This window comes from Bacteroidota bacterium (assembly GCA_035506275.1).
Taxonomy (GTDB): Bacteria; Bacteroidota; Ignavibacteria; order UBA10030; family UBA8401; genus JAGVPT01.
Genome location: DATJPT010000014.1, coordinates 95,323 through 107,043, shown reverse-complemented (window position 1 = coordinate 107,043; position 11,721 = coordinate 95,323). Strand labels below are relative to the sequence as shown.

At 51.0% G+C, this 11,721-nt stretch carries 13 protein-coding genes; 4 read left to right on the top strand and 9 right to left on the bottom strand.

Features of this window, described 5'->3' with window-relative positions; genetic code table 11:
• Window positions 1–18 precede the first annotated feature (18 nt).
• The 6 genes from sufC to VMF88_10915 all read right to left on the bottom strand — a co-directional run bounded on the left by sufC (window position 19) and on the right by VMF88_10915 (window position 4,673).
• Window positions 19–780, bottom strand: a complete 762-nt coding sequence (gene sufC, locus VMF88_10940) for a Fe-S cluster assembly ATPase SufC (protein ID HTY11578.1) — start codon at window positions 778–780, stop codon at window positions 19–21.
• Between the two features lie 63 nt (window positions 781–843).
• Window positions 844–2,283 (bottom strand): Fe-S cluster assembly protein SufB, encoded by a 1,440-nt coding sequence (sufB, locus tag VMF88_10935; GenBank protein ID HTY11577.1) that lies wholly within the window; start codon window positions 2,281–2,283, stop codon window positions 844–846.
• Window positions 2,284–2,316: 33 nt separating this feature from the next.
• Window positions 2,317–2,697 carry an iron-sulfur cluster assembly accessory protein gene (locus tag VMF88_10930; protein ID HTY11576.1) on the bottom strand — a complete coding sequence of 127 codons (381 nt, stop codon included), beginning with the start codon at window positions 2,695–2,697 and terminating at the stop codon, window positions 2,317–2,319.
• Between the two features lie 46 nt (window positions 2,698–2,743).
• On the bottom strand, window positions 2,744–3,025 hold the full coding sequence (locus VMF88_10925) for a hypothetical protein (GenBank protein ID HTY11575.1): 282 nt from the start codon (window positions 3,023–3,025) through the stop codon (window positions 2,744–2,746).
• A gap of 20 nt (window positions 3,026–3,045) precedes the next feature.
• Window positions 3,046–4,266 carry an aminotransferase class V-fold PLP-dependent enzyme gene (locus VMF88_10920; GenBank protein ID HTY11574.1) on the bottom strand — a complete coding sequence of 407 codons (1,221 nt, stop codon included), beginning with the start codon at window positions 4,264–4,266 and terminating at the stop codon, window positions 3,046–3,048.
• 2 nt (window positions 4,267–4,268) lie between these two features.
• On the bottom strand, window positions 4,269–4,673 hold the full coding sequence (locus tag VMF88_10915; protein ID HTY11573.1) for an Rrf2 family transcriptional regulator: 405 nt from the start codon (window positions 4,671–4,673) through the stop codon (window positions 4,269–4,271).
• Window positions 4,674–5,161: 488 nt separating this feature from the next.
• Between VMF88_10915 and VMF88_10910 the strand changes: the two genes are divergently transcribed.
• Window positions 5,162–6,097: a 3-hydroxyacyl-CoA dehydrogenase NAD-binding domain-containing protein gene (locus VMF88_10910; GenBank protein HTY11572.1), complete on the top strand. Its 936-nt coding sequence runs from the start codon at window positions 5,162–5,164 to the stop codon at window positions 6,095–6,097.
• A gap of 32 nt (window positions 6,098–6,129) precedes the next feature.
• Window positions 6,130–7,338 carry an acetate kinase gene (locus VMF88_10905; protein ID HTY11571.1) on the top strand — a complete coding sequence of 403 codons (1,209 nt, stop codon included), beginning with the start codon at window positions 6,130–6,132 and terminating at the stop codon, window positions 7,336–7,338.
• 32 nt (window positions 7,339–7,370) lie between these two features.
• Here VMF88_10905 and VMF88_10900 read toward each other — a convergent pair whose 3' ends face one another.
• Window positions 7,371–7,982 (bottom strand): YigZ family protein, encoded by a 612-nt coding sequence (locus VMF88_10900; GenBank protein ID HTY11570.1) that lies wholly within the window; start codon window positions 7,980–7,982, stop codon window positions 7,371–7,373.
• Entirely contained in the window at window positions 7,982–9,064 is a 1,083-nt protein-coding gene (locus tag VMF88_10895; GenBank protein HTY11569.1) for a hypothetical protein, read from the bottom strand. Before VMF88_10895 ends, VMF88_10900 begins: the two co-directional genes overlap by 1 nt.
• Before the next feature lie 264 nt (window positions 9,065–9,328).
• Between VMF88_10895 and bshA the strand changes: the two genes are divergently transcribed.
• Window positions 9,329–10,468, top strand: coding sequence for an N-acetyl-alpha-D-glucosaminyl L-malate synthase BshA (gene bshA, locus VMF88_10890; GenBank protein HTY11568.1), 1,140 nt, complete (start codon window positions 9,329–9,331; stop codon window positions 10,466–10,468).
• A gap of 23 nt (window positions 10,469–10,491) precedes the next feature.
• Here the strand turns inward: bshA and VMF88_10885 are convergent, their stop codons facing one another.
• Window positions 10,492–11,244 (bottom strand): CPBP family glutamic-type intramembrane protease, encoded by a 753-nt coding sequence (locus VMF88_10885; protein ID HTY11567.1) that lies wholly within the window; start codon window positions 11,242–11,244, stop codon window positions 10,492–10,494.
• A gap of 47 nt (window positions 11,245–11,291) precedes the next feature.
• Between VMF88_10885 and VMF88_10880 the strand changes: the two genes are divergently transcribed.
• Window positions 11,292–11,717 (top strand): hypothetical protein, encoded by a 426-nt coding sequence (locus VMF88_10880; protein ID HTY11566.1) that lies wholly within the window; start codon window positions 11,292–11,294, stop codon window positions 11,715–11,717.
• Window positions 11,718–11,721 lie beyond the last annotated feature (4 nt).

Sequence of the window (11,721 nt, the reverse complement as noted above, 5' to 3'; positions counted from 1 at the left end):
TCCTTGTTCTTTGTTGAATCAGCCTGCAACGGATTCTGCTTCTTCTTTCACCGTATCGTAACCGTTCGCTTCCAGCTCCAGCGCGAGTTCTTTACCCCCCGATTTTACGATCCGTCCATTCACCAGCACATGTACAAAATCGGGTACGATATAGTTCAGCAATCGCTGATAATGGGTGACGACGATGACTGCATTGTCCGGCCGTTTCAGTTTGTTCACTCCGCCGGCGACAATTTTCAGCGCATCGATGTCCAGTCCTGAATCGGTCTCGTCGAGAATCGCGAGCTTCGGTTCGAGCACTGCCATCTGCAAGATCTCGTTTCTCTTCTTCTCGCCGCCGGAAAACCCCTCGTTCACCGGCCGATTAATGAAACTGGCATCCATCTCGACGAATTTCATTTTCTCCTTCAGCAGCTTAAGAAATTGTATCGCATCGAGGGTTTCCAGCCCTTTGTGCTTCCGGATCTCGTTGAGTCCTGCCTTCAAAAAATAGCTGTTGCTGACGCCGGGAATTTCCACCGGGTACTGAAACGCAAGAAAAACTCCCTCCTGCGCGCGGATTTCAGGATCCATGTCCAAAAGGTCTTTGCCGTCATACATGACCGAGCCCCCTGTGACCTCATAGGACGGATGTCCAGCGAGTACTTGCGCCAACGTGCTTTTGCCGGAACCGTTCGGTCCCATCACAGCGTGCACCTCCCCGGCATTCACGGTGAGATTGATCCCCTTTAAAATTTCTTTACCTGCAACATTCGCTCGAAGATCTCTTATTTCCAGCATTGGTTCTCTATGGATAAGGTTTTAGTTCTTGATCGTTAGCTGTTGATTGTTCACTGTCGATTGTTACCCAACGCTTCCTTCCAAACTTATGCCGAGCAGTTTTTGCGCTTCGACGGCGAATTCCATTGGAAGGTTCTTGAAGACCTCTTTCGCAAATCCGTTGACGATCATCGAGATCGCATTTTCAGTATCGATGCCGCGCTGTTTGCAGTAGAAAAGCTGGTCCTCGCCGATCTTCGACGTTGATGCTTCATGTTCCACGCTCGACGTCGTGTTGCGCACTTCGATGTATGGAAACGTGTTCGCGCTGCACCTGTCTCCGATCAACATCGAATCGCACTGGGTATAATTTCTGGCATTTGTTGCGTTCGGCAGAACCTTGACAGAGCCGCGGTAGGTGTTTCCGCCAAATCCCGCAGAAATGCCCTTCGAGATGATCGTGCTCTTCGTATTTTTCCCGATATGGGTCATCTTCGTGCCGGTATCCGCAACCTGGCGATTGTTGACCACGGCAACCGAATAAAATTCTCCGACTGAATTGTCCCCCTGCAGGATGACGCTTGGATACTTCCACGTGATCGCGGAGCCGGTTTCAACCTGCGTCCAGGAGATCTTCGAATTCTTTCCCAGGCACTTCCCGCGCTTCGTGACAAAATTATAGATGCCCCCTTTTCCCTCTTTATCGCCGGCATACCAATTCTGCACAGTCGAATACTTGATCTCGGCGTTGTCCAGAGCGACCAACTCGACGACCGCGGCATGAAGCTGGTTCGTATCACGGATCGGCGCGGTGCAGCCTTCAAGATAGCTGACGCTCGCCCCTTCTTCTGCAACGATAAGCGTCCGTTCGAACTGCCCCGTTTCTGCCGTGTTGATCCTGAAATACGTCGAAAGCTCCATCGGACAACGGACGCCTTTCGGGATGAAACAGAACGAACCGTCGCTAAAGACCGCCGAATTCAGCGTCGCAAAAAAATTGTCGGTATACGGAACGACGGAGCCGAGGTATTTTTTCACCAGGTCAGGATGCTCCCGCAGCGCTTCCGAAAACGAACAGAAAATAATTCCAAGCTCGCCTAATTTTTCTTTGAAGGTGGTTGCCACGGACACACTGTCGAAGATCGCGTCGACCGCTACGCCGCTCATCCGCTTCTGCTCGGTGATCGAGATCCCTAGTTTTTCGTATGTTGCCAAAATCTCCTTGTCGACTTCATCGAGGCTGTTCAGTTTCGCCTTCTTCTTCGGCGCGGCATAATAAATGATGCCCTGATAATCGATCGGCGGATACTCAAAATTCTGCCAATGCGGCTCCTCCTTTAACGTCAGCCAATGACGAAACGCCTTCAAACGCCATTCGAGCATGAACTCGGGCTCATCCTTTTTCTGCGAGATCAAGCGGATGATTTCTTCATTCAGCCCCTTCGGAATAGCGTCGGTCTCGACATCCGTGACGAAGCCGTACTTGTATTCCTTGTTGACAAGGGTCTCCATCGATTCTTGCATCAGAACTCCACGATAAAATTACACTCTTTCAAATTATACTCCGAATGAACTGCCGCACCCGCAGGTTTTGGTCGCCTGAGGATTGTTGAACACGAATCCGCGGCCGTTCAGTCCGTCGGTAAAATCCAGCACCGTTCCCGAAAGATAGAACATGCTCTTTTGATCCACGAATACCTTGATGCCGTGGAGTTCGAGCACGTTGTCCTTTTCGTTCGCCTTTTCATCGAATGCGAGCACGTACGTGAGGCCGGAACATCCGCCCCCTTTGACGCCGAGGCGCAAGCCGTGCGATTCGGGGATACCGTTCGACGCCTTGATGTTTTTCACTTCTGCTGCCGCTTTTTCCGTCAACTGGATCTCATCCGGAATCATCGTCTGCGGCTGAGGACCCTGCGCTGTGAGCACTTCAGACATTGTTGCTTCTCCTTGTGATGGTAAATTTTAAGTGTGATCGCCGGTGCTATGATGCTTTTTTAGCCGTAAACTCAGGGTACAACAGCACCCATCCCTGCTGGTTGACTTTCTTGAAGATATTTTGTCTTTCAAAATGTTGAGCAACTTCCCGGGCAACGTGCTCCGCATCCCCGTAACCGATCTTCAGATGTCTCTGCTCGAAAAAACTGATGATGCCGTAATGCAGGTCCCGGAAAAAGAAGTTCGAAAGATGATACAACGGGAATTTTGCCTTCAGAAAATGAAGGAATTCAACCTGATTGTTGATGATCGTCGATGATTTTTTCATTGTCGATGTTCTCTTCGATGCTAATGTACGGAGGCTGAAACTGCTGCCCCCTTCGTATGTTTGATCATTTGATACTGCGGCGACGTTTCGCGCAATCGATGCAGAGCCTCAATGATTTTTCCTCCCGCATAGTCGACTTCTTCTTCGGTATTGAACCTTCCGAGGCCGATGCGAACCGTGCATTGGGCCGCTTCATCCGTAAGCCCGATCGCAGACAAGACATGCGAGACTCTTGCTTTCTCGTGGTCGGCGGATGAACATGCTGAACCGGAAGAAATGGCAACATCATTTTTCAACGCGACGATCAAATCATCGGCATGCACATACGGAAAAGTGATGTTCAGATTATTCGGCAACCGTTCCGTTGGATGACCGTTTCGATGCGAATCTCCGGCGGCAAGTAATCGCTTTTCCAACAGATCGCGAAGCCCAGCGATCCGCACGGAATCGGCGTCATGCCCCTGGCCGGCAAGCTGAGCGGCTTTTCCGAAGCCGACAATCGACGGAACATTCAATGTGCCCGAACGCATACCGTGTTCATGTCCTCCGCCATCCATTTGCTGAACAAGTCTCACTCGGGGATTTTTGCCTCGCACGTACAGCGCTCCGATCCCTTTCGGACCGTAAATCTTATGGGCGCTGATGGACATACTGTGCACGTTCAACGCTTTGACATCCAACGGAATGTTACCAAAACATTGTGTCGCGTCAGTGTGGAGAAGAACACCGCGCTCGAGACAGATCTTGCCGATCTCCATCAACGGAGCGATGGTGCCGATCTCGTTGTTGGCCATCATCACCGAGACGAGGATCGTTTCGCCGCTCAGGGCATCACGAAGCGCCTCAGGGGAAACAGTTCCACACTCATCGACGTCCAAGTACGTAACGCGAAATCCGACCAGCTCCAGTGCAGAGCAGACATCGAGCACTGATCGATGCTCGGTCTTGGCCGTGATGAGATGCCTTCCTTTCGTTGAATACGCCTCGGCGATGCCTTTCAACGCAAGATTGTTCGATTCAGTCGCGCCGCTCGTAAAGACGATTTCTTTTGCATCCGCATTGATGTGACCGGCGATCAGCTTCCGTGCATTTTCCACCGCCTCCTCCGCGATCCAGCCGAAACGATGCTGACGGCTCGCAGCATTGCCGAAGTGTTCCGTAAAGAACGGAAGCATTGCTTCGACGACCCGGGGATCGACCGGCGTCGTTGCGTGATTGTCCATGTAAATCGGAAGCTTCATCGTCAGACGATCTCGGATAATTTCATCGTCTTGAAAACCTGGTCGATGTTTGACTGAATTTTCCCGAGCGGATTTTTGATCGTACAATTATCATAGATGGAGCAGCTGTCGGGACTTTCTGCGATACATTGGGTGATTGCCGGCAATTGATCTTCGATCGCGCCAATGATGGACGAGATCGAAAGTTCGTTCGCCCCTTTCGCTAAGGTATACCCGCCATACACTCCCTGGTGCGAAATTATCAGCCCTCGTTTTGCGAGCCGCTGCATCACCTTTGCCAGCAACTCGTACGGAATCTTGTATTTGTCGGCGATCTCCTTCGCGGTCGTAATTCTTCCCGACTCTGCGGCTGCAATGTGCCTGATGGCAATCAGCCCGTATTCGACCCTTTTTGAGAGCTTTAACACTAACTATACCCGACTGATTATGTCTTATTTCGGTGCAAAAAAAAACGCTGATCTGCCTTGAGATATCTAACAACTATCCTTGAGATTTGGTTTCCAACGCTCAATGACATTATGAAAATAAACAAAAGCCGGAAAAATGTCAATAACGCCCCCCTTGACTTCATACTTTTTTTTTCAAACACACTCTTTGAATTGACAAATATGAACGTGGCGGAAGTCGATTCTTCACTGAATCAAAACCCAGAAAATATTATCGAGTACGCTAATTGAGCCACTGCTGCCGTGCTTTCTTCGGAGGATCGCTAATGAATAGACTTATTGACTTGAGTTCCATTTTTGGGTAAGTTGAAACGTGATTTTTTGCAATTTCACCAATCAGAAAGGGGCAAAAAGTCGAATTCGAGTAGAATTACGCCCTTAACTGACTGGCACTACTTTTGACTAAATAAGGGCAAATTCAATTATTTTTTTGAATGAAAGATCTTCCAATGGCAACAAATATCAAGATAGAAGACATTCTCAACGACCTTAAGCTTGAAAAGAACGATCAAGATGGGATCAACGCAGTTGCCGTTATCGGCTTCGGGGTGATGGGACAGGGCATCGCGCAAACAATCGCATCGCACGGAATCGAAGTCGTCGCGATCGAGAAGAACCAGAAGCAGCTTGATACAATGACCAATCTCCTGAAAGAGAGCATGGACCGGGAGATCCAGCGCTGGACGATGACCAAAAGCGAAAAGAATTCCACCCTTTCCCGAATTCACGGTTCGGTCGATTTCAAGACTGCGACTCAGTGCAATATCATTATCGAGGCGGTCGACGAGAATTTTGAATTGAAGAAAAAAATCTTTTCCGAGTTTGATACTCTATGCGACCCCGAAACGATTTTTATTTCCAACACCTCGACGCTCTCCCTTTCAAAACTCGCGGCCGTCACAAAACGTCCTGACAAAGTGATCGGGATGCATTTTCTTAATCCGGTTCCCAAAGTGCCCCTCGTGGAATTGGTGCGGGGGCTCAAAACCTCAGACAAAACATTCGAGATTATGAGGACATTTGCCGAGCGCATCGGAAAGACCGTCGTCGAAGTTTTCGAATACCCCGGCTTCGTGACGACCCGCATTATCGTTCCGCTGCTGAATGAAGCGATGCACGCGCTGATGGAAGGCGTCGCGACCGCCGACGGCATCGACACGGCAATGAAGCTTGGCTACAACTTTCAATACGGACCGCTCGAATTGGCCGACATGATGGGATTGGACGAGGTCCTCGCGTGGATGGAATCGCTCTTCCACGAATTGGGCGAAGCAAAATACCGCCCGTGCCCGCTTCTCCGCCGGATGGTGCGTGAAGGAAAGCTGGGGAGAAAAAGCGGCGAAGGATTCTTTAAGTACAACGACCAGGCAAAACGAACTTCCTGATATTCCATTACACCCGAAACGAATCTGACATCATGAACATTCTCATCATCAACTGCGGAAGCTCCTCCGTCAAGTATCAACTGATAGAAATTGAAAGCCGCCAGGCGCTGGCGAAAGGGATCGTCGACCGCATCGGCATGAACGGCGCTGTCCTGACCAACCTCCGTTCCGACGGCGACGAAATAAAAATCACCGGCGAAATTCTCGATCACACGGCAGCCATCGAGTACATTCTCGCCGTGCTCCTCAGCAAAAATCACGGCGTCCTGACCGACAAAGGCCAGATCAACGCCGTCGGCCACCGCGTCGTGCACGGCGGGGAGGCGTTCAGCGCTTCCGTGCTGATCACGGAGGACGTCATCAAGCGGATTCGCGATAACATCGACATTGCGCCGCTGCATAATCCGCACAATCTCCGCGGCATCAACGCATGCCAGGTTCATCTGCCGAACGTGCCGCAGGTAGCAGTGTTCGACACCGCATTCCATCAGAAAATGCCGCCGCATGCATATCTCTACGGCATCCCCTATTCCCTCTACACTCAACACAAAATCCGACGTTACGGATTTCACGGCACGAGCCACTCCTTCGTCTCTCAACGCGCCGCGGAACTGATGCGGGCGGAGTACAAATCGCTGAAGCTCATCACCTGCCACCTGGGAAACGGCTGCAGCATGGCGGCCGTTGACAAGGGTGTTTCGGTGGACACATCGATGGGGTTGACCCCGCTCGAAGGATTGTTGATGGGAACGCGCAGCGGAGACATCGATCCGTACATTATTCTTCACATCATGTCCAAAGAAGGGCTCAATTATTCTGAGGCAAACACGCTTCTCAACAAACACAGCGGACTGATGGGGATATCGGGAGTGAGCAGCGACATGCGCGAAATTATTTCTGAGATGCGGGAGGGGAATAAAAAAGCGCAGTATGCATTCGACGTCTTTACGTACCGGATAAAAAAATATATCGGCGCATATATGGCGGCGATGGGAGGCGCCGATGCGGTCGTCTTCACGGGAGGGATCGGCGAGAACAGCCCTGACGTACGAAAAGCGTGTTGCGATAATCTGAAATTTCTCGGTATCGAGTTGAATCAGGAAAGCAACAGTTCAAAAGAGAAAGAGAAAGCGATCCACTCTGCCTCCTCGCGCGTCAAGGTGTACGTCGTTCCCACAAACGAGGAACTGATGATCGCGCTCGACACTGCAAAGATTTGCGGGGAATTGAAGCCTTCGTAAAGCAAGGTCAACGCCGCTAGGGAGAAAAGACATTATTTCGGGGGATGTTTGAGGGCAATATTTCCGCGTGTCGCATCGACGAGAGTCTCGCCGAGCGATTTCTCCGAGCTTTTCCTGACCGACACACGAAGCGTCACATCGTCATCGTAGATCGTATCGATAATTTTTGCTTTCAGATGGGAGAGCGCGTTCATGACCTTGCTCGTTTCATCATAGGGAAAAGTCATTTCCAACTCCTCCGTGACCAATTTTTGGATCACCTCAGCCCCTGATAATGCCTGACCGGCCGATTCGAAGTAGGCCCGGCCGAGCCCGCCGGTGCCCAACTTTGTCCCGCCGAAGTACCGAGTAACTACCACTAAGATGTCCGAGAGGTTTCTTGATTGAATTGCGGCGAGAATTTTGACGCCTCCGGTTCCCGACGGCTCCCCATCGTCGGAATACCGAAACTCTTTCCCTTCGCTCCCTAAAGCATAGGCAAAACAATGATGGGTCGCATCGAAGTATTCCTTGCGGACCTTTGCAAGAGAGGCCTCTGCCTGGGATTGACCTTCGACCGGGAAAGCGCCAGCGATGAACTTTGAGCCTTCAACCTTCATCACCGCCGTTGAGGCGGATTTGATGGATCTGTACTCATCCGCCATTATATGCGTCCCGCAAATGAGTAGGCAAATGTCAAACGAATGGTCACATCATCAACCAGCGCCGGTCCCGGCGCAGGGCTGACCTTGTACATGCGATGAGTGTAAAGCGCGTTGGGAATGACGTGAACATCCTGGAGCGGAGAATAATCAACCCCGAGTAGCGAGAAGAACTCGCGGACTCCAATAGTCTTCTGCGAAGCATTTGCGTCGAAATAATCCCCGCGCAAAACGCCTCTGACATTTTCCACAATTTGAAAAGAGGCGTAAGCGGACCCTCCCGCCAACGTCGAGTCCGCCACAGGAACGATATTGACAGCACCGTTGTGCACCGTGCGATAAAAGCCCTCTACACCGGCGGAGACAGACGGCACCTGGTATCCAAGGAGAACCTTTCCAGTGAACTTCGATTCGGCATTTGCGGCATTTTCGAAATCGGCGTACAACTCGCCGATGCTGTTCTTCATCGGCGTACCGTAGCATTCCCCGTAAATTTTTTTAAGCTTGTCATTTTCGAGCTTGACGCCCTGGCCGTTGGCGATCAAGACGGCATATCCCGAGGTTCCGTCTTGTGCAAGCTTCCCCCTCACACCGATGCCCATGTCGTCAATCGCCACCAGGCCATTCCGGTCGAGGATGACTTTTTCAAGGGATCGGTATCCCCATAGTTTCTCCGCAAGCCCGATCGAAGGGGTCGCGGAAAGTCCAAAGTACATGCTCGAAAGAGGGAGAAGGTTTTTCCATTCCAAATAGATCTCTTGTGCAGTGAAATCCATCGCTCCCGATTTCGCCGTGTCGCCATTATCTGCCGACAACAGAACGCGCGCTGAAAAGTGCTCGGAAATATCCTGATCGTATCCAAGATAGATCCGGCGGAATACAAATGCGTTTGCCCCCTTTTGGGCAGGGTCGTTTGACTGCGCAGCATAGGCATAGTCGGCAAATGTCTGCCCCCAGATCACGCCTTCATTCGAGTTCTGCGATGGAGCGCTTTGAGGCGCCGCCTTCTTATCATCTCGCTTTGCCTGTGAAAATGTCAGGGATGCGAAGACAACAAGGATCAGTGAGAGTATCAGAGTTTTCATTATTTCTCCTCAAGTCGGCAGGTCTACGGTCAAAGTAATCAAATAGTATCATCCTTGCAATGGTGCAGGACAAAACAATCAGGTGAGGGGCGGCGAGTGCCGAATTGCGAATGACATCAGCGAAATCGCTCCGCAAGAGTTTCAGAACATTGACACTCGCAGTCGTCGTACGTTCTTCCTCGCAAAAACGTAACGTCTCCGTTACATCTTATTCTTGAAATTCAAACGAATTAACCGTAGGTTGTGTATTGAAAGGACACTCTCATGAAGATCGGAATCACGTGTTACCCTACGTACGGGGGAAGCGGAGTCGTCGCAACCGAACTAGGCAAGGGTCTTGCAAAACGCGGGCATCAGATTCATTTTATCAGCTACGCGATGCCGATGCGGCTCGACGGATTCGTGAACAACATCTTTTATCACGAAGTCGAGATGGCGACGTACCCGCTGTTCGAATTCCCCCTGTACACTCCGGCGCTGGCCAGCAAAATGGTGGAAGTGGCAAAGTTTGAGAAACTCGATCTCATCCATGCGCATTATGCCATTCCGCATGCGACCAGCGCGTTCATCGCAAAGCAAATTCTCAACGACGAACATTTTCGCATCGTGACGACGCTGCACGGAACGGACATCACGCTGATCGGGCTTGAACCGAGCTTCCTTTCGGTGATGAAATTCAGCATCGAAAAAAGCGACGGCGTGACCGCGGTCTCCCGCTTCCTCAAAGAAAAGACGATCACAAATTATGGGATCAACAAAGAGATCGAGGTCATTCCGAACTTTGTCGACACCAAAAGTTTTACAAGAAAGCCCGATGCAAATCTTCGGGGGGCGATTGCGCCGAACGGCGAGAAAATTCTCATCCACACCTCGAATTTCCGCGTCGTTAAACGTGTCGCGGATGTTATCAAGATCTTCAATCTCGTCGTAAAAAAAGTCCCGTCAAAGCTGGTCCTCGTCGGCGACGGACCGGACAGGTCGAACTGCGAGAATCTCTGCCGCGAATTGCAGCTTGAGGAGCACGTGAAGTTCATGGGCAAGCAGGCGGAACTCGTTCAGCTCCTTTCATCCGCCGATCTTTTTCTGATGCCGAGCCAGTCAGAGAGCTTTGGCCTGTCGGCACTCGAAGCGATGGCATGCGAAGTACCTGTGGTCTCGTCAAGTGTCGGGGGCCTGCCGGAACTCGTGGTGCATGGCGAGACCGGATACATCGCTGAAATCGGCGATGTCGAGCGGATGGCGCGGTATGCTGTAGAGCTGCTGACGAACAACTCGCGGTGGGAAATGTTCGCAAAAGCCGGAAGAAAACGCGCCGTCGAAAATTTCGACATCGACCAAATTGTGGGGATTTACGAACGCCATTATGAAAAGATCCTCGATGCAAAACCGGCTTCCGCGGTGTAAGCCGGTCAACTCTCCCCGCGCTCTCAGCGCCTGAAGAAGATCACATAACAGAATCGGATCACAAACGGCAAACCATAGAAGAACGCCTGTGAGAGCATTGGCGTGAGCAGGCTCCTCGTCCTGTAGAACACAATTCCCCCGTATAACCCTATCAGCGATGCCAGAAGATATTCGATGACATGCCCGCCATACACCGGTACGTTGGTCCGGCAGGCGGCGAACACAGCAGTTGTAAAGAAAAGCACCACGGGAATTTCCATCGAGCCGATCACGATCTTTTCCCGCCAATATTTCAGCAGCAGTGTTTGAAACAAGCCGTGGAACAGAATTTCATCGGCAACTGCCGTCGCCATCCATTGAAAAAGAATCCAGACGATCATGTCGGCCTTCCCCAGTCGAAGATAATAGTCCGGAATTGTTCCCCATAAAATAAGCGGCAGGACAACCAAGCCGAAAACGACCACCAAAGCAACCGCATAAAATTTTAAGAGAATGGACATCGACAACCGTATCTCCGATGAGTTGATTCCGTAACTCCACAGGTGGCCGCGAGATAGGATCGTGATCGCCAGCATCCCGATGCCGAACTGCCAGACCTGGTGTTCAAAAAGCCAGGCCAGCGGGGCCGATAATGATGTCGGAAGCGGAAGGAGATGACTCAAGAAGTGAAATGAAGAGGCCCATTCAATAAGGGCAAATGAGCCGACAACTGCGGCGAGCGACGCTAATTTAGGAAGGATAAACGCCGAACGAGTTTGGTCAGGGTCTGGAGTCATGGACCTGCTTTTGCATTTCGTGCCCGAAAAAATTACTTTTGCTAACGATGAAGGACATCTCTGCCCGGCTTATAGAGGAATTACTGGATCACTTTACGTCGGAGAAGTACACGATCATCGGCGCTAAAGGAGTCGCCGGATACCGATCTCCCGACGAACTGCATAACGACGGATACGGCGATCAGAAAAACAAGCGCCCCGATGTTTTTGCCTTCGATGAACTCAACAAACGCTTCGTCATTGGCGTCGTGAAAACCTCCGACGATGATCTCGAATCTCTGCACTCGCTCACACAATACGACGTCTTCTTCGATCACAAGAATCCCCACAACGGAAAATCGTCGCAGGTCTGCTTTATCCTTCAGCCGGAAACGATCGCGCAGTTCACCGGGATCATCACTCACTACATCCATCACGACTATTGGAACAACATGATGATCGTCCGTTCAAAGACCTTCGACGGGCTTTCCTGAATTG